The organism is Bacillus sp. FSL R5-0397 (genome assembly GCF_038593395.1).
In the GTDB taxonomy this organism is placed as follows: Bacteria; Bacillota; Bacilli; order Bacillales; family Bacillaceae; genus Bacillus; species Bacillus altitudinis.
Genome location: NZ_CP151992.1, coordinates 3148016 through 3170441 on the forward strand (window position 1 = coordinate 3148016; position 22426 = coordinate 3170441).

Here is a 22426-nt window from a genome sequence, read left to right on the forward strand (position 1 = left end):
TATAAACCTCCAATTATTGTCCAAGCAGTTGAGAAAGATAGCCAGATTGGTTGTTTAGCTTTTGAATCGCACTATCCATGGCGTTAAACTTTTTGTAGTAACGAGCTTCCACCATTTTTAAACGATCTTGGAATGTGCTCATTCGTTGAGTCAAAGAATCAAGGTCCTTACCAAGTCCGTATTCCTTTGATGCCATCGTTGTGCTACCAGCCTTTGTTTGAATGCTCTTTGAAAAGGCTGATAAGGAATTTTTGATACGATGAATAATTCCTTGTTCTTTATATTGCTGCTGCGCTTTATCTTTATCTTTTGAATCTACATTTAGCGAACCTGACATAAATATTTGACTAATCTTCTGTGGGTCTTCTTGAATGGCTTTTCTTAGTTTCGGTTCATCAATGACAAGCTTTCCGCCATCTTTATATTTATCTGAAGTGGCAATTCCGATTTGTGTCATGTGAATTTTATTCCCATCACTTGTCGTAATATCAACATAAAAATCACTTCTTATTTTAGATGCACCAGATCGTAAAATTGAATCACTTCTCAGCAAGCCTGACTTCGCAGTCGTTTCCCATAGCTCGACTTCTTTGTCAGACATGGCTTTTTTCTCTTCTGCTGTTAATGGATAATAGTCTCTATTTCTTTTTTCGTTGACTTTACCATTGATCTCTTCAACAAGTTCATTGTATTTATCAACGAATTGTTTGATTTTATCAAAGATGGCATCGACATCTGTTGAAACGTTCAAACTGACAGGCTTATCTGTTGTTCCTTTAAGTTCATATGTGATACCAGCCTGCGTGAAGGTATTATTGTTATTTTCCATTTTGAGACCATTAATTTCGTATTGCGCTTTCTGCCCTTGAGTAGTCGCAACTAATTTATTATCTCCATCCACTTGGAATCCTAATTGCGTTAAAAATGAAGCAGAATTACCATCCGCTGCCTTAATACTGACACCTTCTCCAGTCGTACGGGAAGTCAGAGCGATTGTATCCACGTAGTTGGTCCCATCAAAGATTTGGCCTTTATAAGCCGTGACACCTAGTTGAGCGTTGTTCAATTTTGACACGATTGAATCAAGGGTATCTTTATCAGTCGTATTAATGGTCACTGTTTTGGGTGTCGTAGAATCTGGTGTCGTCACCTCAAATGTGAACGTACCGTTTGCAGCAGTAAATCCAGATGGACCAGAAGATTTGAATACGGAAGCTGTCGCTAGTTGGGTCACATTAATCGAGCCAGAGGTAGCATTTGTTGATCCAGTTGCTGTGACAGCAGATTCATCGGAGCTTGTGACCTTTTTTGCGCCATATGTAGTTGGACGCGTTAAATTTAAACTATTGATCAAATCATCTAATTCTTTGACCTTTGAATTGACCTCGCGATAGCTGTCTCTTTGCCATTCAAGTGTTTGTTTCTGGCGTGTCATTTTATCAAGCGGTGCTTGCTCAGTTTTCATTAGCTTTGAGACGATTTCATCAATATCAAATACATTTGAAAATCCAGTAATTCGATTAACCATTGTTTATGTTCTCCCTTCAATTACATTCTTTTATCGACAAATAAACCGACAATCTCTGTCATTGCCGCATAGAAATCAAGCCATTCTTTGGAAGGAATCTCTCTAATGACTTCTTCGGTTTGGTTATCTACGACTTTGACATAATATTCATTGAGTTTTTCATGTAATTCAAATTGAAGATGAAATTGAGTAGGTTCAATCAGCTTATTTGCTCCTTGAAGCGTTTTCTCAATTTCTTCTTTTGAAACGACTTTTCCATTTGCTTGTAAATCAGTGTTTGCATTGTCATTTTGATGATTCGTAACACGGGTTTGAAATGCATCAATCAGTGGCTCTAGCGAAGTTAACTTACCAACAGACATAGTTATTCAGCTCCTGTGCTTTAATCTACCTTTTATATCGGCTTTGAATTTTTAAATTAAATATAGATGAACCGATTTGTTAAAGTTTCATATAGATGGTGTCATACCCCTACATAGAAATGATTGTACACGGAGGTTTAAAGACGAATTGGATAAAAAAATCCTCACTTTTTTTGTGAGGATAATTGAGAAAGTAGATCAAAGGACAAGCTAGCAGCACGGCTGTTTTCTTCTTGAATAGACAGGTATACTTCCTTCCTGTGAATATCAATATGCTTAGGAGCCTCAATTCCGACTTTTACTTGGTCGCCTTCAATCGCAATAATTTTAACTTCAATATCGTCGCCTATTTGAATCGATTGATTTAATTTACGAGATAGAACTAACATGAGGAAGCCACCTCTAACAAATGTTTTGTATGATAGGCTGAATCATGCAAAATGACCTGCTTGGCTTTCATGTTTTTCCGATTCACAATAATAGGCGCTCTTAAATTGGCTGTCGTTTTTTCAATAGAAGATCCCATTGTTAAAATAACCATGACTTCCACATCATTGGCATCTTCTACCCCAAGAATGTCTACAACCGATTCTTCTAAGTCAAATTCATATTGATTGAAGAACAAAAATGGGCTGCTGACAATAAAGCCTAGTTCTGCATTTTTCAAAGATTGAAGAACTAAAAATGGGGATTCTTCTGATAAAGGTAAAATGACAAATTGTTTTTGATCCAGAAATCCTGGTATCCCATTAGAGAAGTGAATGATTTGCTCCTCTTTAATCGTCACTTCGCCATGGTATTTTGTTTGAATGATCATAATTCACGACCTTTTTCATTTTTCTTAACTATACCTTATCACCATTTTGACCTGTTTCGTCAACTTCTATTTTTAATTCTGGGTATTGTAACATATCAATATGAACTTTACCTGGCTGGTAGTTAACAATTGGTTTATGAGGTGTTGCCTCTATAATAGCTTTTTGCGGCTCCACATCAATTTTAAGTTCAGATGGCTGATAGTGAATTTTCACACTAAAAAATGAAGGAATCACACCGATGTTGAATTGTTTTGCTGGAGGACTGCCGTTGATTTTCGCAAACTCAGCAATCGCATTCCCGCCATTCTCGATCTTGATGAGTTCACTTCCTTCTTCCGCTCTACGCCCCATTCCTTCTCCAATCGCACGTTTCCCCTCAGCCGCCCATTCCTCTGAACGTCTAAAAATCGACTTAATATCCATATCGGCAAATGCCTCGGTTTGATCTATGGTTAATTTCGACGGTGTCCTTGTGATATTCATGACAGCTCTTGGCTGCTGAATGTCAAGATCCGCTCTTGGCTGCTCTACTTCTTGCTTGGAAGGGGTTGTCGACATTTGCAGCTTTGCATAAGTTTGCTCCATTAACAATCTAGGGATTTGCATAGGTTCACCTCCATGATGCAAAAAAGCACCCAACGGATGCTTTTTCTTATCTTAAGAAATCGACAAGGGATGGCTGAATCACTTTAGCTGTCGTCGCTAAAGCAGCTCTATTCACAGTCTCTTGTTGAAGAAGATCAAGAATGGCTTTTTCACTTTCTACATCTTCGGCATCTGATTTAGCCTTTTTCAGCACTTCAAATTGCGAAGTCAAACGGCTCCCGACTAAGTCGATACGATTGGATCTAGCCCCAAGATCTGAACGCTCAGCACTCATCACTTCTTTAAACTGATCGATATTTCCTAATGCATCATCTGAATTTGTAAACGTTCCATTTTTTAATGAGTTTTCTAAATCAGTCAGCATTTCAATGACATTTTGACCACTGGCAGATTGTCCACCAAAAGCTGAAAGAGGATTTGAATTCACATTTAATGTGATTCCATCAGAAATGTTCGACTGAACCACGTTTGCATCTGTATAGTTTTCAAAGTTAAATGTAAACGTACCATCTGCATTCTCTACAACTGGTTTAACGTTTGTATTCGTCCCATTAAAAACAAACTTACCTAACATCTGCGTGTTCATTGCATCAATGATTTGATTCTTCATCTGACCAATTTCCACTCCGATAGCAGCTAAATCTTCTGGCTGTTTTGTTCCATTGGCCGCATCAAGTACTTTATCACGTATATTTGACATGATATCAATTATTTCAGTGACACTTGTTTCAGATGTATCAATCCAGTTTCGTGCCTCATTTAAATTAGTTTGGTATTGCTCATTTCGAAACATGGCTGTACTATACTGAAGACTTTTCACTGCTGCAACAGGATCATCAGACGTTTTTGTGAAACGTTTTCCAGACTGTGCCTGCTCATTAATTTTAGAGAGTTTTTCATAACTTTTACTAATATTTCGAAGTGAATTTTGAGAAATCATACTTTGCGTGACTCGCATCAGTTACCCTACCTTCCTACGACTCCCATGCCGTTTATTATTTTATCTAATACTTCGTCTTGCATCGTCATAATTCTTGCTGCTGCATTATACGCATGCTGAAATTGAATCATGTTCGTCATTTCTTCATCTATAGATACAGCACTAGTTGACATCCTGCGTTCATTGGCTGAATTCACAAGAGCTGCTGAACTGCTTTCAAGGGTCATGTTCTTTTTAGCTTGTATCCCCATTTCGGCAATGACATTCTGATAGTAATCCTGAATTGTTGTGGTATTTCCGCCGATTGGTAGCTTTAAGTTTTGAATATTAGCTAATTTCGTAGCATTCGAACCATCACCTTGCGTTTGATTAAGAGATGCAGCAATGTTATCTGTCGATGCTAAAATCACGTCACTCACTTTGATACGGGCTGCCAAGCCTTTATTCAAATCATTGTTATTCTCAATATCGAAAAAGTCTTGTCCACTTGTGCCATTTAACGTGTATCCTTGCTTATGGACGTCGTTAAAAGCATCCATAAATACTTTTGCTACTTCATCCAGCTCAGCAAGCATATCCGGGTACATGCCTTTTTCATCTCCATTAGACATGTAGCCATACGCCTCAACAAGTGCTTTTACTTTACCATTCACTTGTAATTGATCAGCTGCGATGGTTGTCGTTCCAAATTGGAGTGAGTTAACAAGTCCCGTCGTATTATCATAGGAAAGTTGCAATTCAGATTTTTCATTGGTAATGCCATTTAAAATTGTTCCAGCAGATTGTCCATTTGCACCGATAATATCGATGTTAACGGTTCCTTCAGCAATTTCCAGAGCATTTCCTCCAGAAGGGTTGTAGCTCACTTTAATATCAACAAGTGAGGAAAGCTGATCTATAAGAGCGTCTCGCGTATCATAAAGATCATTGGGAAGATAACCATTTGGCTCAACTGTTGCAATCTGTTTATTCACTTCATCAATTTGAGTTAATAGGGTGTTCACATTTTTTGCCGTTGAATCGAGTTCAGTTTTTAAATTCTTTTGTATCGTTGTTAAAGAAGAATTTAGCAGGCGGAATTGATCTACTAAAGCTTGAGCACTTGTCTTAACAACTGTACGGGCTGAAGCAGTATCAGCATTTTTCGATTCCGATAAGACTTGTAATGATTTCCAGAGATTATCAAAGGCTCTATTCAAGCCTTCATCTGTCAAATCATTCATCACTCCTTCCATTTGTGAAAGAGCATCAGACTTCGTCGCATAATAAGACAAGTTATTGTTATGATCTCTATACTGAAGATCTAAAAAGCTGTCTCGAATTCTTTCAACAGTTCCAACTTGGACACCTGTCCCCATTTGGCCGTATGTCTTGCCATCATAAACAGAAATCACTGGGTAAGGATTCTCTGCTTTAAAGGTAACTCTCTGTCTTGAGTAGCCATCAGTATTTGCATTGGATACGTTGTTTGATGTGACATAAAGCCCTGCACGCTGGGCTGTGATTCCTCTTTTTGCCGTTTCTAGTCCCATGAATGTAGAACCCATAGATATCCTCCTTGTTTACGCCTTTGAATCAAACAAAGCCCTATGCTGTTTAGGCTTTGAACTCTCAAGACCATTTTGTCCGTAATTCATATTTTCTTTGTTAGGATTCACAAGATCGAATGTCAGTGAAATAAATTGAAGTGACTGCTGAATAAGCTGTTTGTTCAGTTCGTTTACATCTTTCAGTTCCACCATGATGTCATTCAGCTTCTCATATAACGAAATAAGCTGTTCTTGATCCGTTCCTGTAGCTTTTTCGATGCATGCGGTGATTGTCGGCGATTGATCACTTTGTAAAAATTGAACTGCTGCTTCAATCCGCTTTTCTTCTAATTGTGAAATGGCCTGAATATATTTTTGCTCAAGGTTCAGAACCTCTGAAAGAGCATCGATCTCATTATTTTTCAGCATTTCTGTTTTATTCTTAGACAGCTTTAGAAGCTGTTCATGTAATCCGTAGAGACGGTGCAGTTCTTCAATCATTATTTTTACTGACATTCACGCTACTCCCTTTTGTTATTGTTGTTTATAAAAATTCAACATTTTATCTGCAATGCCTTTTGTATCTACTTGATATGTTCCGGCTTCAATGCTTTTTTTAATTTGGTCTATTTTATCTTGACGTTCTTTCATGATATTCGGCACCTTTTGCATTTCGATTGCCTTTTTAGAAATTTCGACTTTGTCAGTTGATTTTGCTTGATTCGATTGCAACGTTTGTTTCTCATATGTTTTCTTGTAAGGATTTACTGGTTGTGTTCCATATCGATTAATTTTCACGGGATTCCTCTCGCTTTCCGTTACAGTCTGTCTTGATTCTATCCATTTTATCGACCAAACTGCAACTTAGTTTAGGGAATCAGTCGTTTTTAGGATTAATGGCATAATAGGTGTCTTTTTTCCTAGATTCAATCTCCCTTTTACGCTCTTCTTCTTGGTCCATTTGGCTGATTTGCGTCTTTATATCCTTTTCACAATGGCTACACAGCTTGTTTTTTCTGATCGGTTGGCCGCATCTTTCACAAGGATAATTGATATTCGGGAATTGACTAATTTGAAGTCTTTTTAAACGGATAAATTTCAGGATTAATTCTTCATCAACTTCTGTTGCGTCTACTATTTCAGCAATGGTTGATTGTCTATTACTTTGCTTACGCAAGAATTTATAAACGATATCAAAAGAACGTTCTTCTTCTTCAAAGCATTTGTTACAAACCGTTTGGATGGTGGTTTTTAAAAATAACTGATTACATTGTGGACAGTTTGCCAATTGATTCATAACCAAAACCCCTTACGTTATTTTCTTTTCTTAATATCGGTTGATTGTCATGATTTTTAACTACGAATCAACGTAAAAGAGGAAACACTTTTGGCGCCTGCGTCTTTTAAAATTTTTGCTGCATGATAGACTGTCGCCCCAGTTGTATAAATATCATCGATTAATATGACATCCTTTAGAACGATCGGGTTTGACTGCCTTAATTGGAACAAATTCTGTTGATGTAAACGTTCATTTTTTCTTTTCTTAGACTGCTTACTTTGATGTACTTTTATAAGTGGTTCCAATATAGGTCCGCCAATCATGGAAGCAAGCATCATTGACTGATTGAATCCTCTTTCCTTTAATCTCTCTTTACTCAAAGGAATTGGGACAAGCACCGGTTCTTTGATTGAAAAAGAACGTTTAAACGCTGACTGTACATCTTTTTTAAATAGATCAGCTAAAGCCGTATCACCTCGAAATTTAAATCGAGCTAGAATATCTTTCATAAAGTCGTTGTAAGCATAAACAGACCGATTCATTACAAGAATTTCAGCAAAATCCCGTCGTTTATTCCACCTTGAACAATCCTGACACAATTGATCATTTGATTGCGCTCTTCCGCATTTGGGACAAGTAGGACCTTGAATCTTCATCAGGTGGTTCTTACATGCTACACATAAACGATCTTCATTTAATAGCAGGAATGATTTCCATGTAAAAGCAGCCACAAAATAGCTCTCACAAATTGGACAAATCAACGCTTTTCTTTGTTCAACGGCAAATGATTTTCGCACCTTGGATATGTAGTGACCGTTGAAGCAGCTTCTGTCAGAATGACGAGCATCGCCGTATTTTTCTGTTTATCCACCATCTCGGATTTACTGTAGGATATTTTATCGATATCTGTTATATATTGCGGTTTCACTTGATTTAGAGAAATGGCTAATACATCTTCTATACATTTTTCACAATGACAAATCATGTTTAATTGGTTGAGATATTGATAGAGAATTTCTTTAAGTAGTATTTCTTTTGCGTTGAGTAGCATATTTTGTCTCTCCTGCCATTTGTGTTTTGTGAATATAATGTACCATGATTTAGTTGAACCCACACTATTTTTCAGAAAACTCTTTTTCAGCTGTATTATTCATTTTTACGATATGTTTCTTTGCTTGTTTCATACTTCTCGTTAAACCAAAATGAAAAAAGTACACGTCTCCGTTAAAAAAATCTGGATGTCTCCCTGCTCTACCAGAAATTTGGACAAGTGCACTTTCTGTAAAAATAGGAGATTCCGCACCTAATACGCCCACTTGAACATCTTGAATCGTAACGCCTCTTTCTAGAATAGTTGTTGTAACCAATACATCGTATCTATGATCTCTGAAATGCTGGACTTTTTGCTTCCTTTCTTGATCATCCGCAGAAACACCCTGTACATTTACATCTTGACCTTGAAGAATATGAGTTACCTTCTTCATAGTAGAAATAGAAGGAACAAAGAGTAACACTCTTTTTTTCTTTGTGATATGTTCATGCAGCCAGTTCATTGTAGATGCTGGAAGCCGATTTCTTTTTAATTTCTTTTTCCAATCTCCAACCCATTGAAATGTTGGGACAGGCAACGGTTTTTGGTGGAAGCGCAAAGGAATTTTGATCGCTTCTAATTGTCTACGAGCAACATCCTTTTGCATTTTTTTAGATGGTGTGGCACTTAAGTAAATTCTAACTCCTGTTTTTTTCATTGATTTTAAAACAGCAAACTGAAGCCGTTCATCCATTGAATAAGGAAATGCATCGACTTCGTCTACAATGAGGACATCAAAGGCGTTTTTATATCTCATTAGTTGATGGGTTGTAGCGATCATAAGCGGTGCCATTTGAAATCTTTGAGAACTCCCGCCATAAAGTGCAGCTATATTCAGTCCTTGAAATGCCTTTCTCATTCGAGGTTCAAGCTCAAGTACAACATCGGTTCTAGGCGTCGCAATACAAACACTCATTCCGTTATTTAGCGCATATTTTATTCCATGAAAAAGCACCTCCGTTTTCCCCGCACCACAAACAGCCCAAACGAGCAGATCAAATTTGTTTTGGATTGCTTCTACTAGCCTATCGGACGCTCTCTTTTGCCCTTTAGAAAGCTCTCCCTGCCATGTTAATTCAACTTGTCTTGTTTCTTTCTTTTGTGGACCCGTCCATTCATAGAGAAAGCCACATTCACTTACTTTTCCAAGCATGATGCAGGATCTACAGTATACACAGTCTTTTTTACATGTTTCACACGGAGAGAGGGCAAAGTAGCGCTTGTTTGATACACCGCACCGGCAGCAGGTCAAACCACTCGCCCCCCTATCGACAGCAGGTGTTCTATGGATGAATCCTTGATTCTCCAGCCACTCCAATTCGGACTGTATACACTGACATTCAACAGGAAGAAGGTGCCTTGATTGTAGCTTGTGACTGAGTTCCATTTCTTTTTCCAGATTCAATTTCACGCACTACCTTTCCATTCATGTTGACCCATTATGTACAAAGAGAAGGCCTTTCGTCTAATTGTAAAAATAGAAAAACAAATCCCCTTTTCCATGAGAAAAGGGGATTTTGATATCTACCTGATAATCCAGCCAAGTGCTAAAGAGCCTTCGCCTAGATGAGTGCCAATCACGGCACCAAAGTAGCTTTTATAAAATTCAACATGAGGATACTTTTCTAATAAGTGCGCAATTAATTCATCTGCTTCTTCTTCTCTATTACCATGTATCAGAGTTGCTCTCATTGGAACACCACGTGATGCATCTTCATCAAATAATTCAAAAATACGTGAAATGGCTTTTTTGCGTGTACGAATCTTCTCAAAAGGGACAATTAGCTTGTTGTCAAAATGCAAGATAGGCTTTACCTTTAAGAGGCTTCCAATAAAAGCCTGAGCACCATTTAATCTGCCGCCACGTTGTAAATGAGTTAAATCATCTACCATAAAATAAGCTCTTTGATTTTCTTTCAGATAATTGAGATGGGAAATCACTTCTTCTGGAGAAGCACCACCTTGGATTTTTTCAGCAGCTTCTAACACATAAAAACCTTGTGCCATACAGCTAGTCTCTGTATCAAACGGATAAATGTCGATTCCGTCAACTAGTTCATTCGCTGAGGCCGCACTATTGTATGTTCCACTAATTCCGCTTGACAGATGTATACTAATCACAGCATCATATGTTTCACTAAGTTTTTCATATAATTCTATAAGTTCACCGAAAGCAGGCTGAGAGGTTGTTGGAAGATCTTTATGTTTCTTGACTTCTTCATAATATGTCTTCCAATCCATTTCTACTTCTTCACGGTATGATTCAGTACCAAAGATGACATTCAGAGGGATCATATGAATATGATGTTTATCACGTAGTTCTTGTGGTATATAAGCAGTACTGTCTGTTACAACGGCTATTTTCATTCTTAAATACCTTCCTTATCCGTTAAGTTGCTTTTTAAAAAAGAATGATCATTGTTTTTCACTAGATTTATAATACTAATCAAAAAAGCTTGCCTAATCAATAGGCAAGCCCGCTATATCCGAAAAAGACTCCTTACCTGCCTATCATTGCTCTCTAACTTGAATGTGAGAGAACTAAAAACAGGCGAAAAAGGAGTACTTGTCCGGAACATTATCTCATTTCTACCCAACCGTTTTTAATTGCTACAACAACAGCTTGAGTACGGTCATTTACATTCATTTTTTGCAAAATGTTACTCACGTGGTTTTTGACTGTTTTCTCACTTATAAAGAGCGACTCACCAATACCTCTGTTGCTCTTTCCGTCAGCTAACATTTGAAGAACTTCACATTCACGTCTTGTTAAGATATGAAGTGGTCTGCGAATTTCAGGATATACCTCGTGCTGTGGATGTGCTGAAACGCCGCTTGTTGCTAAGCGTCGGAATTCATTTACTAAGTTATGAGTGACTTTCGGATGTAAATAAGAGCCTCCGTCAGCTACTACTTTTACTGCTTCAATGAGGGTATCTGCATCCATTTCTTTTAACAAGTAGCCTCTTGCTCCTGTTTTTAATGCATGTGTCACATAGTTTTCATCGTCATGAATAGATAGGATAATGACTTTTGATTCGGGATAAAGCTCTACTAGCTGTTTTGTAGCCTCCACACCATTTACATTCGGCATATTAATGTCCATAATGACAACATCCGGATGATAGTGTTCTACGATACGTGCAGCTTCGTCACCGTCGTCTCCTTCTGCAACTACTTCAAAAGTAGGTTCAAAATCTAAAATCCGTTTGACACCTTCACGGAATAATTGGTGGTCATCGATAATTACAATATTTACTTTAGTCACAAGCTACGCCTCCCCATGTTTATTGTTCTACACCTGAACTTTATGGTCAATATGTCTTTTGTCTCTATTTTACAATTTTATTTTGTAATGTTAACGGTACTCTAATCATGATGAATGTCCCTAGACCTATTTTTGAGTCTATGGTCATTTTACCTTCTAGTAAGTCTACGCGCTCTTTCATACCAAGTAACCCAAAGGATTTGTTTTTATTTGTTTTAACATCCTTCATATCAAAGCCTTTTCCATCGTCTTTGATAATTAAGGTGACAAAGTCTTTCGTCACTTCAACCTTCACAGAGATTTCTTCAGCTTCAGAATGCTTTAAAGAATTTGTGACAGCTTCTTGAGCTAGTCTAAATAGTGCCACTTCAAATTGAGAAGCAATTCTTTCGCTTTCTGTATCACCTATGCACTGGAACGTAATTTTGGTTTTTCCATCATATTCTTCAATTGTGTTTAAGTATTTTCGCAGTGTCGGAATGAGACCCAAATCATCTAAAGCCATCGGTCTTAAATCATAAATGATTCTTCTCACTTCGTACAGTGCATTTCGCACATTCTGTCTTAGACTTCTAATTTCTTTAAAACCTTCTTCTGTTCCACGGTCTCTAAAAATCCGTTCAATTAGTTCTGAACGCATCATCACGTTTGCCAGCATCTGAGCAGGTCCATCATGGATTTCTCGTGATACCCTTTTGCGCTCTTCTTCCTGGGCTTCAATAATTCTTAGTCCAAAATCTTGTTTTGCCTGAGCATCTTCAAGTAAAACACCGACCTGACGTAAATCTTGGTTCAAGTAGTTGAGGACGACCGTGATCTGGCTCACAAGCGTTTCTGAACGTTCAATGACATCTTGTAAGCTTAACAATCGTCTTTCCAGATCATCTCTTCTTTCCCTCAGCTGTTTTTCGCGCTGCTGGATCATGGTCAATTCTACTTGCAGGTTATGTGCTTTTTCATAGGCTTCTCGTATTTCTTCTTCGCTGAATTTGTTGAAGTTTCTGCTGACCTCAGATAATCGATTTCTAGCATGTCTCGTATGTACTTCTAGTTTATCCCCAAAATCAATTACTTCGTTGACTTGCTGTTTAATTTGCTTGAGCTCTTCTACTAGGCTTTCATATTGTTGACGGGACTGTTCGCCGATTCTAAATACTTCGTCCTTACTGCCATCAACTGTACTTAGCATTTTCATGATGATTGAATCCAATAACTTCGGATCCATTTTAGGTGTTGTCATGGCTTTTCCCTCCCGTAACAGTGATGTCATCTTTTTTTATTATAAATGTCATTGATCTGCATTTTATGTCGAATTATAATGAAAGAATGCGTATAAATCATGAAATTTTTATGACGACCCTTTTTCCGCTCCTATCATCATAACAAAATACGCTGTAAAATTCTAAAACCAATGCAAATTTTCTCTAGCCTTACAATTTGCTTGTCAGGAGGGTATGTCTTTTGCTGAACCGCTATCTCACAGTAAAAAGCCGTGGCGAGCATGAGATCGTCATTGAAAAATCACGTTTTATTTGTCATATACAACGTGCTGTCTCAGAAGAAGAAGCACAAGCCTTTATACAATCCATAAAAAAACAGCATTGGAACGCCACTCATAATTGTTCCGCCTATTTGATCGGTGAACATGATCTGATTCAAAAAGCAAATGATGATGGTGAACCAAGCGGTACAGCAGGGGTACCCATGCTTGAAGTGCTAAAAAAACGCAAGCTGAAAGATACAGTTGTTGTCGTCACTCGTTATTTCGGCGGTATTAAGCTAGGTGCCGGTGGATTAATTCGCGCGTACGGAAAATCTGTGTCTGAAGCAATCAATCATGTTGGTATGGTAGAACGCTGTTTAATGCGTACGATGCACACAACAATAGATTATACATGGTTTGGAAAGGTAGAGAATGAGCTTAGAGCCTCATCTTTTCAGCTAAAAGACATCCATTATGCAGAAGATGTGATTTTTGAAACGTATGTAGAAGAAACACAAACAGAGCAGTTCATTGAATGGATGACTGAGTTAACTAATGGAAAGAGTGTTACTAAAGAAGGCGAATTGATTTATTTAGAAAAGGACGTTGGTCCGATAAAGGAGACAGATGAATGGCACAACGAGTAAAAGTGCGTGTACGAAAGAAAAAGAGTAAGAAGAAAAAGATTTTCAAACGGATTCTGGTCTTATTTTTGCTTCTCTTCATCTGCATGGGCGGATTTGCAGTTTATAAGATTGTGAATACACTCCAGGCTGCTGACAAAACTTATGATGAATTAGAGCGTGGGGAGAAATCGAAACTCCGTGATGCTGTCATTGATATAAAGAAAAAACCTTTCTCTGTCCTATTTGTTGGTATAGAGGATTACGCCACAAATGGTGATCACGGCCGTTCAGATTCACTCATCGTCGCAACGATTAATCCTCAGGATAAAACGATGAAAATGGTCAGTATCCCCCGTGACACACGAGTACAGCTTGCTAGTGACACAACGGGAAATAAAGTAAAGATCAATGCGGCATTTGCTAAAGGCGGTAAAGACGAAACGATTGAAACTGTCGAACAATTCTTGCATATCCCAATTGACAAATATGCAACAGTAGACTTTGACGGTTTTAAGGATGTCATTGATGAAGTTGGGGGAATCGATATTGACGTTCCATTTGACTTCAATGAAAAAAGTGACGTCAAAAAGTCGAAAAAGATTTACTTTAAAAAAGGAAATATGCATTTAAACGGTGAAGAGGCACTTGCTTATGCGCGAATGAGAAAACAAGATCCACGTGGTGATTTCGGGCGTAACGATCGTCAGAAACAAATCTTACGTGCCATGATTGATCAAATGGCGAAACCTCATAACATTGCAAACGTGGATAATATCGCAAAAGAAGTAAGTGATCATATAACAACCAACTTCCGCATCACAGAAGGACTTGCTCTACAGCAAATTTACAGTGGTTTTAAAGGAGACGATACTGAAACACTATCTATTAAAGGATCAGACCTTTATTTAGGACCAAATCGAACATACTTCTTTGAGCCAGATCAAACCAACTTGGCTGAGGTGCAAAATGAGTTAAGGACACATTTAAAGCTTCCTGCTGAGTCATCGTCCTCAACTGAAACAAATACACAAACCGATTCATCTTCTGGTACAACAGGGTCAGCCAATACACAGGCCCCTTCGACCAGCACATCAGGACAATAATAGGAAAACAGCCCGTTCCTTGGAAGCGGGCTGTTTTTTTATTGTCTTTTGACCATACGTTTGTAGAATTTCGTAAATGGTTTAAACTCTTCGTTCACCAAACCAGTGACTTCAGCGATAACTTGCATAAACATGACCAGTAAAAAGATGATGATCAATGACAGCCAAATGGTGGCACTTGTCAGCAAAATCGCACTTAAGCTGAAGACTAAACCAATCATGTAAATCACAATCACTGCCATTCGATGTGATAAGCCAAAGGCCATCAGTCGATGATGGATGTGTGATTTGTCAGGTGCTGAGATAGGCTGTTTATTCAATATTCGTCTTATGATCGCAAAGGTCGTATCAAAAATAGGCACACCTAAAATAATTACAGGGACAACAACACTAAACAAAGTAACACTTTTGTACAATCCTAAAAGTGACAGGACCGAGATCATATAGCCTAAAAATAACGAACCTGTATCACCCATAAATATTTTTGCTGGATGGAAGTTATAAAAAAGAAAACCGATGGTACTGCCAATGACGACAAGAGATAACGAAAGAATCAGGATCTTGTCCGCAGAAAATGCCATGACGGCAATCGTGGTTAAACCGATAACCGAAATTCCGGCAGCCAGTCCATCTAATCCGTCAATTAAATTGATCGCATTTGTAATCCCAACAATCCATAGTACAGTCAGGGGATACGCCATCCATCCTAACTCCAGTCGATCTGTTAAGAAAGGAACAGAGAAAAAGTCCATTTTTAAGCCCGTGCTCACGATTAAGCAAGCAACGAGAACTTGCACAAGAAATTTAAATTTTGCACTTAAATTATATTTATCATCAAATATACCTAAAATGACGATGAGTACAGCGCCAACTGATATAGCTGTAATTTTATTATGTAGAAACAGCCCGCCTGCTAGTGCTCCAGCCGCTACCCCAATAAAAATCGCCAAACCGCCCATTCGAGGCATTACTCTATCATGAACTTTTCGTTTATTCGGCTGGTCCACTGCACCAATCTTAATTGCAAACTTTTTGACGATTGGTGTCACAATTAAAACTGTAGCCAGAGAGACAAAAAACGCTAATAAGGCGCGTTCGTAATCCATAGGTCAGTCTCCTTCTAAATTGAAATCTGTATTTTGTATATTGGCCGCTCTTTCCATTATACAATTGAATATAGGATGATCACAAGCTCCCCCTAAGAAGAAGAAACAAATAAAAACGCACAATCCTGAATGAATTATGCGTTTTCTTTAATATTCGTTAATTCCACCATGTTTGTGAACAGTGCGTGCCAATCTTTTTTCTTTGCCCGGCTTTGTCTTAGATGTCTGCATGTCATGTCATCTTTTTTACTGATCACTTTCTGGCAGGCTTCTACGAAGAGAGCTGGATCTTCGCCCTCTACATATTCATACACATCATTCTCTTTTAGCCTTTCCGTTGATGGAAGATTTAAACCAACAACAGGGATTCCGGCAGCTAAAAATTCATACAGCTTGAGCGGAAAAACCGCTTGATTGTAAGGAGACTGTTTGTATGGCATCATCCCTACATCAATTAATTTCATATAAGCAGGCACTTCTTCTGGTGCGACTGCTCCAGTCCATAGGACATTGGGCAGTTTGAGTGCATGCTGAAAAGATGGATCTCCATTCGTTCCATCCGGACCGACAAATAAAAATGTCCAATCTGGCTGCATGCGAGCAGCTTGAGCGATCATGTCAAAATCGAGCTTCGGCTTGATCCCACCTATAAAGCCAAGAACCGTTCCCTCTCTTCCCTCTAGCACGTCTTCCCTGCTAGGGAGGTTGCTTTTTGCAAACACATCATACTCGACGCCATTTTCCACTGTAAAGACATCTTTCGGTTCACCCATGAGCCTTTTTTTGATTTGATCATGTAAGTATTGTGAAGAGCATGTAATGCTGTGTGCATATTTAATAATGCGGTTTTCTGCTTTTACAATGACTCGCTGTCTCATATAAGAGAGAATGTTGTTTTTTCCACTGATAGGCTCTCCCCACAGGTCACTGCAATCATACACAATATGTTTCCATTCAAATAAAGAAGATAAGAGCGGAAATCCCGGAAACGTATACCATAAACAGACGGCTATGCCCTGCTTTTCTTCTTGACGCAAATGCTCAAGAAGAGGAGATAATTTATGAAAATAAAACATATCTTGATAACGGCCAAAGCGAAAAAACTTGCTCTTGAGCACATCAGGAATGGTCATTTGCTTCATTCGATCCGTTATAGGCTGAAAGGGAGCTGAATGACGAGTGGCAGATGGGCATACCCAGATGACCTCTTTCGTTTCTGGATCAGATGCAAGAAATTCCGCCAGTCGATGCCGTCTGTACCTTAGGCCATCGTGTCCCCATTCTCCCGTTGCGACAATCACATGTATGATCGACTCTGCTTTCACCTTCATCACCTTTTTTCCCTTCTGTTTATAAGCGCTTTTTGACAGCATTTGTGGCATAGTGCATAAAACACCAAGATGCTTTCACAAAATGAAGCTGCTCAATTTCTCTGTAGACAAACCATGTTTTTTTTGCTGCTTTCCACTTGTTACTAGAAATCGAGTTTCCCACGATGCGATATTCACTGAGCGGCTCACTCATTCCATAGGCAGTAAATCCTTTTTTTAAAATAGAGAGCCATGTGGCTAAGTCCTGCCTTGTTCGAATGTTTGGCATTTCCACGTGTCCTACTTGTTGAAGATCGAGCATCACCGTCAAACAGCCGATAATCGTATTTTTTAAAGCTTCATTGTAGTTCAACTGAGCCGGCGCTGTGACGGTTTTTTGTAACGGCTCTCCATTTTCTGAAATGATGTCATATGCCGTGAAAGTAAAGGCATGATCATTTTCTAACATAAACTTGACCTGCTTTTCGAGCTTTGTCTGTTTCCACATATCATCACTATCTAAAAAAGCGATAAAGCGGCCTTTCGCCTGTTTGATGGCTGTGTTTCTAGCAATAGCAGCTCCCCCGTTTTCCTCTAAATAAATGACGTTGATTCTGTCGTCCGTCTGACTTAATTCCCCTAACAGCTTCCTTGTGCCATCTGTTGAGCAATCATCTGCAATGATCAGCTCCCAGTTGGAATAGGTTTGGGCAAGGACGGAATGAACTGTATCCGTTAAATAACGTTCCGCATTATACGCCGGTGTAATAATTGATACTAACGGTTGATTGTTCACCTAAGACTCATCTCCAGTTCATCATTAAGATTCTTTGAACACTTCAGGTAACACCACAAACATAAGCGAGATGCTAAGGCCAATGACAAGTCCAAGCAGTGCTCGTTTTTTCGCTGACATGCCTTTGCCTGCTTCATCAAGCACTTGGGCAGGATCGACAATCTTTGCCTGCTTCATCCCGAGCTTTGTCGATTCCAATTCATATAAAAATCGTTCTTTATCGACCTTGGAGTCATTGCTGACAGATTCATCTTCAAGAGCGGATAGTCTCCTTTCAATGACTTGCTGTCTTTTCGTAAATAAGGCTTTGTCCTGCTTTAAAAATGTATCTGACACTTGTTTCACTACCGCCAAAGCTCGAGCTTGATCAGCATCTGTAAACGACAACTGCAATAGTGTATCGGACTGGTTAGTGAGAATCAAACGATTTTTCACATCCTGCCTTTCTTCTTCATTTACATCACGGAGTGCTTGATTCAGAAATGCATCACTTTTTAATAGAGATGTCACTTCTGCCATATTGTTATACACACCGTCGTCATATTTCCCAAGCGTCAAGGTCACAGCAGCTGTGTAACTAGACTGTTCTACTGTCCCCTTGGCAAAAAAGAAACCAAAAGCAGCCAATACAACAGGCAGCAGCACAAGCCAGACGATATATTTTTTCATTCGCTTCCCTATTCTTAACATAAAACCAGACATGCTCATTCTCCCAACATTGACGTATTTAATTTTTCACTAGTGTAGCCATACAAACTCAGCATCACACGTTTGCCCACGGCTTGAAGCGCTGTTTATTTTTCATGATATTGACCGCTGCGATCACTAGACCTAGAAACACCCAGTGGAAATATAAATTCGAGACCGAACTCGGACTGATACTTGAGACGAGAAAGCTCAGCATGGCAGCAAATAGACCTTCAATGATCATCTTGGCTAATCTCGTGTCAGCCAATTGGTATTGTTTGTACAGTGAGAACATGAGATAGGCATACACTGAGATATAACCTAGCATGACGGCAAACCCAAAATTCGTCATCACCTCTAGCAGCCAATTGTGAACTTCCACGACCTGATCTGTATCAAAGATAGAAAAGTGAGCTAAGTAATAAGACACATTGCCCGCTCCGACTCCGAAACCGTATGAATTCGTAAAGAAATACCAAGCGTTTTTGATTAAATTTGCCCGGGCAATGTTGGACGGAAGTGGTTCGCTAAAAGAATGAGCGACCTGAGAAGCGAGAAACAAGTCATAAAAGACAGAATAGATTTTGGCTGAAAAAATGGCGATACAGATGATAACAAGCCCGCCTGCTGCCATGATGGACCACTTTTTTAAAAAGCGAGGCATCAACAGCCCTACATAGATTGCCGCTCCGGCTAATATGCCAAGCAAGCTGGCGCGCGATTCTGTTAACAAAATGAGATACAGCGCTAAGATGGCTCCTAGTAATCCGAACGCTTTGATATAACCATTTTTCATTTGGCGCATGCACGCCACATATAAGAAAAAGCTAATAGATAAAAAAGTCGCAAAATCATTTTGGTTAAAGAAGACAGCTGTAGGATAGTGCTGTTTGTATGCTGGTCCAAGATACAATGAGGTATTCGGTAAATGGTTCAAGGTCAAGTGATTATAGAACCCGATTCCCATCACAAATACGGTCATGACTAGCCAAATACTATAAAAAGTTACGATCTGATCCATTCGCTGAATGTACATGACCACAAGAAAGACAAAACCCATTCCCATCGCAAGAAGAGACATATATTTCAGGCCATCTGTGACCGAATGAGCCCAAAGCAGTGAGATGAGTCCGTAAAGAAACCATGCAGCGAAAAAACCAAGAATGCCTTTAACGCGAATTTGCTGCCACTGAGATATGTACGTTCCTTTGCCCCTCATCCGCCATATGAATAAAGCAAAGACAACCAAGAGCATGACGCGGTAGAGAAAGAGACTAAAGAATCCGGCACTGATAGAGAAAAAAGCGTTATTGAGAAATGTTAATGCAATCAAAAGGTAAATGGCTGACATGAATATGTGCTCACCATTCATGTAGAGCTTCATACATATAGCAGCCGCTATGAGCACCACAATCAAAACCGGAATGACTACCATCTTCTTTAACCCGATAGGCTGCGTGGATGCCATTTGTACAAGCCAAATACCTGCTGCTAATAAAATACATCCGATTATGATTTGCCATGCTGTTTGTTTCACACTCATACCCATGTTCCTCCTAAGCAACCCATCCGATTTGAGGGATTAAGCCTTTACTTCCTGTTCATAGAAGGAAATGGTACGAGCCAAACCTTCTTGTAAAGTCACAACAGGCTCCCATGCTAAGACTTGTTTCGTTTCCTCATTTTCCAATGTACTATGCACAATATCTCCTGCACGCTGAGGCTTATAAATCGGTTCAAGATCTGATCTCGTGACTCGCTTCATCGTTTGAAACAGCTCATTCACCGTGATGGAATGACCACTTGAGATATTTAAACAAACGTTTGATTGAGCTGTTAAAGCTGCAACATTCGCTGCGGCTAGATCGCCTACATAGATGAAATCTCTTGTTTGTTCTCCGTTCCCGAAGATGAAAGGTGCCTCGTGCTTTGCAAACTTATCAGAAAAAATTGAGACAACACCGCCTTCACCAAGTGCGTCTTGGCGCGGACCATATACATTGCTGTACCGCATAATACAATAGTCCACATCATAGAGTGATTTTGCCATCTGTAAGTATCGTTCAACTGTCAGTTTCGACAAGCCATAAGGTGAACCAGGCTGCAGTGGATGAGCTGTGTCGACCGGCAGATAGACTGGGTCTCCATAGACTGCTGCCGATGAGGCAAACACCACTTTCTCCACCCCGGCTTCAGCCGCTGCTTTGATCACATGCAGCGAACCTTTAATATTGACCTCTTCGTCGTAGACGAAATGTTGAACCGAAACGGCTACACTCACTTGCGCTGCAAGATGAATGATATAATCTGGTGCAATGTGTTTGATCAAATCGACCGTTTCTGATTTTGTGACATCTGCTTCAATGCATTGTACGGAAAGATGAGCGATATTTTCCTTCGATCCAGTTGAAAAGTTATCAAGAACGATGGGCTCATAACCTTTCTCTAATAAAGCCTCTACTGTATGAGATCCTATAAATCCACTTCCCCCAGTTACCAATACTTTCTTCATCCAAGTTCCCCCTATTATTGTGCCTTCGATACCAATTCTGTTTCCCATACGCCTGGGCGGCCGATGGACTGGTAAATAAATCCTCTCTCTTTCATTTCTGCTGGATCAAACAAATTCCTTCCATCAATTAAAATGGGAGAACGAAGCAGCTGCTTGATCTGATCCTTATCCATCTTCTGTACGTCATCCCATTCCGTTAAGATGAGACAAGCATCTGTATCTTTCACTGTTTCATAGAGATCATTGCTGAAGACCGCCTGCGGGCCAAGCTCTCTTTCTGCTTCTACATAAGCAATTGGATCATAGGCTTTGACAAAAGCTCCGAGCTCTCTCAGCATTGGGATAATATCTAGTGCTGGCGCTGAACGCATATCGTTTGTATTTGGTTTAAATGCGAGCCCTAAAACGGAAATCGTTTTTCCTTTAATATCACCGAACACACTCATCAGTTTGCTGACAAGATGGGCTCTTTGGTGGTTGTTAGTTTCAATGACAGATTCGATCAGCTTGAACCGGTAGCCAGCTGTTTCGGCAATTTTGAGAAGAGCCATCGTATCTTTTGGGAAACAAGAACCACCAAATCCAATGCCTGCTTTTAAAAATTTATGCCCGATCCGACTGTCTAACCCAACGCCTTCGCTGACTTTTTCCACATCAGCACCAACTCTCTCGCAAATGTTCGCAATGTCATTGATGAATGAGATTTTTGTGGCGAGCATGGCATTTGCCGCATACTTAATCATTTCTGCACTTTCTAGATTGGTCTCAACCACTTCTGTTTGAAACGGATCATGCAATTTTTTAATGATCGTGGATGCATGTGAGCTTGTAGAGCCAATGACCGCTCTCTCCATATTCATCGTATCTTGAATAGCTGAACCTTCCCGCAGAAACTCTGGGTTGGAGACGACGTCAAATGGATATTTACTGCGTGAAGCCTTTTGAACAATGGCTTGAACAAGACGTCCTGTTCCAACTGGCACTGTGCTCTTATTCACGATGATTTTGTAGCCATTCAGGTGTTCCCCAACCGTTTGAGCCACAGCTTTCACGAATGTTAAATCCGCTTCCCCCTGAGGTGTCATTGGTGTTCCTACAGCAATATAAATAATCTCTGATTCTCGAATTGCAGCGGGAATATTGGTTGTAAAACACAATCTTCCTTCTTCTGTATTCTTCTCAATCAATTCCTTTAAGCCCGGTTCATAAATTGGAACGAGACCGCTTTTTAAGCTGTTGATTTTTGATTCGTCGATGTCACAACAAATGACGCGATTTCCGATATCAGCAAAACAAGTACCCGATACTAACCCGACATATCCTGTTCCAATCACAGCAATTTTCTTCAACATGTTTCATCCTCTCAGTAAAAGCATATTGGTC

At 39.4% G+C, this 22426-nt stretch carries 25 protein-coding genes; 2 read left to right on the forward strand and 23 right to left on the reverse strand.

Features of this window, described 5'->3' with window-relative positions; all coding sequences use genetic code 11:
* Positions 1-13: 13 nt before the first annotated feature.
* The 16 genes from NSQ70_RS16200 to NSQ70_RS16275 form a co-directional block, all read right to left on the reverse strand.
* Positions 14-1528: a flagellar hook-associated protein 2 gene (locus NSQ70_RS16200; protein WP_251185084.1), complete on the reverse strand. Its 1515-nt coding sequence runs from the start codon at positions 1526-1528 to the stop codon at positions 14-16.
* Positions 1529-1548: 20 nt separating this feature from the next.
* The gene (gene flaG, locus NSQ70_RS16205; protein WP_007499987.1) at positions 1549-1890 is read right to left on the reverse strand and encodes a flagellar protein FlaG; all 342 of its coding nucleotides are present in this window, start codon (positions 1888-1890) and stop codon (positions 1549-1551) included.
* Positions 1891-2054: 164 nt separating this feature from the next.
* Entirely contained in the window at positions 2055-2279 is a 225-nt protein-coding gene (gene csrA, locus NSQ70_RS16210; RefSeq protein ID WP_008348252.1) for a carbon storage regulator CsrA, read from the reverse strand.
* Complete coding sequence (gene fliW / locus NSQ70_RS16215; RefSeq protein WP_025208061.1) at positions 2273-2707, reverse strand: flagellar assembly protein FliW; 435 nt, start codon at positions 2705-2707, stop codon at positions 2273-2275. The genes csrA and fliW overlap by 7 nt, the downstream gene beginning before the upstream one ends.
* 28 nt (positions 2708-2735) lie before the next feature.
* Positions 2736-3314, reverse strand: coding sequence for a DUF6470 family protein (locus NSQ70_RS16220; protein ID WP_041091473.1), 579 nt, complete (start codon positions 3312-3314; stop codon positions 2736-2738).
* Positions 3315-3360: 46 nt separating this feature from the next.
* On the reverse strand, positions 3361-4272 hold the full coding sequence (flgL, locus tag NSQ70_RS16225) for a flagellar hook-associated protein FlgL (RefSeq protein WP_008348257.1): 912 nt from the start codon (positions 4270-4272) through the stop codon (positions 3361-3363).
* An 8-nt stretch (positions 4273-4280) separates the two neighbouring features.
* On the reverse strand, positions 4281-5801 hold the full coding sequence (gene flgK, locus NSQ70_RS16230; protein ID WP_058336981.1) for a flagellar hook-associated protein FlgK: 1521 nt from the start codon (positions 5799-5801) through the stop codon (positions 4281-4283).
* A 15-nt stretch (positions 5802-5816) separates the two neighbouring features.
* On the reverse strand, positions 5817-6299 hold the full coding sequence (locus NSQ70_RS16235) for a flagellar protein FlgN (protein ID WP_113766912.1): 483 nt from the start codon (positions 6297-6299) through the stop codon (positions 5817-5819).
* A gap of 18 nt (positions 6300-6317) precedes the next feature.
* Positions 6318-6581: a flagellar biosynthesis anti-sigma factor FlgM gene (flgM, locus tag NSQ70_RS16240; RefSeq protein ID WP_003213252.1), complete on the reverse strand. Its 264-nt coding sequence runs from the start codon at positions 6579-6581 to the stop codon at positions 6318-6320.
* A gap of 79 nt (positions 6582-6660) precedes the next feature.
* Positions 6661-7080: a TIGR03826 family flagellar region protein gene (locus NSQ70_RS16245; protein WP_017357864.1), complete on the reverse strand. Its 420-nt coding sequence runs from the start codon at positions 7078-7080 to the stop codon at positions 6661-6663.
* A 56-nt stretch (positions 7081-7136) separates the two neighbouring features.
* Positions 7137-7718: a ComF family protein gene (locus NSQ70_RS16250; RefSeq protein WP_342502276.1), complete on the reverse strand. Its 582-nt coding sequence runs from the start codon at positions 7716-7718 to the stop codon at positions 7137-7139.
* A gap of 101 nt (positions 7719-7819) precedes the next feature.
* Positions 7820-8113 (reverse strand): competence protein ComFB, encoded by a 294-nt coding sequence (locus NSQ70_RS16255; RefSeq protein WP_008348267.1) that lies wholly within the window; start codon positions 8111-8113, stop codon positions 7820-7822.
* 64 nt (positions 8114-8177) lie between these two features.
* Positions 8178-9305, reverse strand: a complete 1128-nt coding sequence (locus NSQ70_RS16260; RefSeq protein WP_251185086.1) for a DEAD/DEAH box helicase — start codon at positions 9303-9305, stop codon at positions 8178-8180.
* Between the two features lie 371 nt (positions 9306-9676).
* Complete coding sequence (locus NSQ70_RS16265) at positions 9677-10519, reverse strand: DegV family protein (RefSeq protein ID WP_024719242.1); 843 nt, start codon at positions 10517-10519, stop codon at positions 9677-9679.
* Positions 10520-10730: 211 nt separating this feature from the next.
* Complete coding sequence (gene degU / locus NSQ70_RS16270) at positions 10731-11420, reverse strand: two-component system response regulator DegU (RefSeq protein ID WP_008348273.1); 690 nt, start codon at positions 11418-11420, stop codon at positions 10731-10733.
* A gap of 64 nt (positions 11421-11484) precedes the next feature.
* On the reverse strand, positions 11485-12660 hold the full coding sequence (locus NSQ70_RS16275) for a sensor histidine kinase (protein ID WP_008360205.1): 1176 nt from the start codon (positions 12658-12660) through the stop codon (positions 11485-11487).
* A 221-nt stretch (positions 12661-12881) separates the two neighbouring features.
* Here NSQ70_RS16275 and NSQ70_RS16280 point away from each other — a divergent pair, with 221 nt between their 5' ends.
* Positions 12882-13550 carry a YigZ family protein gene (locus tag NSQ70_RS16280; RefSeq protein WP_251185087.1) on the forward strand — a complete coding sequence of 223 codons (669 nt, stop codon included), beginning with the start codon at positions 12882-12884 and terminating at the stop codon, positions 13548-13550.
* On the forward strand, positions 13535-14632 hold the full coding sequence (locus NSQ70_RS16285) for an LCP family protein (RefSeq protein ID WP_144679134.1): 1098 nt from the start codon (positions 13535-13537) through the stop codon (positions 14630-14632). The genes NSQ70_RS16280 and NSQ70_RS16285 overlap by 16 nt, the downstream gene beginning before the upstream one ends.
* Before the next feature lie 38 nt (positions 14633-14670).
* Here the strand turns inward: NSQ70_RS16285 and NSQ70_RS16290 are convergent, their stop codons facing one another.
* The 7 genes from NSQ70_RS16290 to NSQ70_RS16320 form a co-directional block, all read right to left on the reverse strand.
* Complete coding sequence (locus NSQ70_RS16290) at positions 14671-15738, reverse strand: MraY family glycosyltransferase (protein ID WP_007499956.1); 1068 nt, start codon at positions 15736-15738, stop codon at positions 14671-14673.
* 134 nt (positions 15739-15872) lie between these two features.
* Positions 15873-17069, reverse strand: a complete 1197-nt coding sequence (locus NSQ70_RS16295) for a glycosyltransferase (protein ID WP_041508115.1) — start codon at positions 17067-17069, stop codon at positions 15873-15875.
* A gap of 19 nt (positions 17070-17088) precedes the next feature.
* Entirely contained in the window at positions 17089-17844 is a 756-nt protein-coding gene (locus NSQ70_RS16300; protein WP_008348281.1) for a glycosyltransferase family 2 protein, read from the reverse strand.
* A gap of 24 nt (positions 17845-17868) precedes the next feature.
* The gene (locus NSQ70_RS16305; RefSeq protein WP_251185089.1) at positions 17869-18546 is read right to left on the reverse strand and encodes a hypothetical protein; all 678 of its coding nucleotides are present in this window, start codon (positions 18544-18546) and stop codon (positions 17869-17871) included.
* A gap of 61 nt (positions 18547-18607) precedes the next feature.
* Positions 18608-20074: an O-antigen ligase family protein gene (locus NSQ70_RS16310; RefSeq protein WP_342502277.1), complete on the reverse strand. Its 1467-nt coding sequence runs from the start codon at positions 20072-20074 to the stop codon at positions 18608-18610.
* Between the two features lie 39 nt (positions 20075-20113).
* Positions 20114-21043 carry an NAD-dependent epimerase/dehydratase family protein gene (locus NSQ70_RS16315; RefSeq protein WP_251185091.1) on the reverse strand — a complete coding sequence of 310 codons (930 nt, stop codon included), beginning with the start codon at positions 21041-21043 and terminating at the stop codon, positions 20114-20116.
* Between the two features lie 14 nt (positions 21044-21057).
* Positions 21058-22395, reverse strand: coding sequence for a UDP-glucose/GDP-mannose dehydrogenase family protein (locus tag NSQ70_RS16320; RefSeq protein ID WP_008348289.1), 1338 nt, complete (start codon positions 22393-22395; stop codon positions 21058-21060).
* Between the last annotated feature and the right edge of the window lie 31 nt (positions 22396-22426).

Excerpts from the sequence above, each read along its gene's own strand:
- fliW (WP_025208061.1), bottom strand. The coding sequence starts at position 2,707 with ATGATCATTCAAACAAAATACCATGGCGAAGTGACGATTAAAGAGGAG.
- NSQ70_RS16245 (WP_017357864.1), bottom strand. The coding sequence starts at position 7,080 with ATGAATCAATTGGCAAACTGTCCACAATGTAATCAGTTATTTTTAAAA.
- NSQ70_RS16220 (WP_041091473.1), bottom strand. The coding sequence starts at position 3,314 with ATGCAAATCCCTAGATTGTTAATGGAGCAAACTTATGCAAAGCTGCAA.
- flgK (WP_058336981.1), bottom strand. The coding sequence starts at position 5,801 with ATGGGTTCTACATTCATGGGACTAGAAACGGCAAAAAGAGGAATCACA.
- NSQ70_RS16315 (WP_251185091.1), bottom strand. The coding sequence starts at position 21,043 with ATGAAGAAAGTATTGGTAACTGGGGGAAGTGGATTTATAGGATCTCAT.
- NSQ70_RS16310 (WP_342502277.1), bottom strand. The coding sequence starts at position 20,074 with ATGAGTGTGAAACAAACAGCATGGCAAATCATAATCGGATGTATTTTA.
- NSQ70_RS16235 (WP_113766912.1), bottom strand. The coding sequence starts at position 6,299 with ATGTCAGTAAAAATAATGATTGAAGAACTGCACCGTCTCTACGGATTA.
- NSQ70_RS16260 (WP_251185086.1), bottom strand. The coding sequence starts at position 9,305 with ATGCTTGGAAAAGTAAGTGAATGTGGCTTTCTCTATGAATGGACGGGT.
- NSQ70_RS16250 (WP_342502276.1), bottom strand. The coding sequence starts at position 7,718 with ATGAAGATTCAAGGTCCTACTTGTCCCAAATGCGGAAGAGCGCAATCA.
- NSQ70_RS16295 (WP_041508115.1), bottom strand. The coding sequence starts at position 17,069 with ATGAAGGTGAAAGCAGAGTCGATCATACATGTGATTGTCGCAACGGGA.
- flaG (WP_007499987.1), bottom strand. The coding sequence starts at position 1,890 with ATGTCTGTTGGTAAGTTAACTTCGCTAGAGCCACTGATTGATGCATTT.
- NSQ70_RS16200 (WP_251185084.1), bottom strand. The coding sequence starts at position 1,528 with ATGGTTAATCGAATTACTGGATTTTCAAATGTATTTGATATTGATGAA.
- NSQ70_RS16320 (WP_008348289.1), bottom strand. The coding sequence starts at position 22,395 with ATGTTGAAGAAAATTGCTGTGATTGGAACAGGATATGTCGGGTTAGTA.
- NSQ70_RS16255 (WP_008348267.1), bottom strand. The coding sequence starts at position 8,113 with ATGCTACTCAACGCAAAAGAAATACTACTTAAAGAAATTCTCTATCAA.
- csrA (WP_008348252.1), bottom strand. The coding sequence starts at position 2,279 with ATGTTAGTTCTATCTCGTAAATTAAATCAATCGATTCAAATAGGCGAC.
- NSQ70_RS16290 (WP_007499956.1), bottom strand. The coding sequence starts at position 15,738 with ATGGATTACGAACGCGCCTTATTAGCGTTTTTTGTCTCTCTGGCTACA.
- NSQ70_RS16305 (WP_251185089.1), bottom strand. The coding sequence starts at position 18,546 with ATGTCTGGTTTTATGTTAAGAATAGGGAAGCGAATGAAAAAATATATC.
- NSQ70_RS16265 (WP_024719242.1), bottom strand. The coding sequence starts at position 10,519 with ATGAAAATAGCCGTTGTAACAGACAGTACTGCTTATATACCACAAGAA.
- NSQ70_RS16275 (WP_008360205.1), bottom strand. The coding sequence starts at position 12,660 with ATGACAACACCTAAAATGGATCCGAAGTTATTGGATTCAATCATCATG.
- NSQ70_RS16285 (WP_144679134.1), top strand. The coding sequence starts at position 13,535 with ATGGCACAACGAGTAAAAGTGCGTGTACGAAAGAAAAAGAGTAAGAAG.
- flgL (WP_008348257.1), bottom strand. The coding sequence starts at position 4,272 with ATGCGAGTCACGCAAAGTATGATTTCTCAAAATTCACTTCGAAATATT.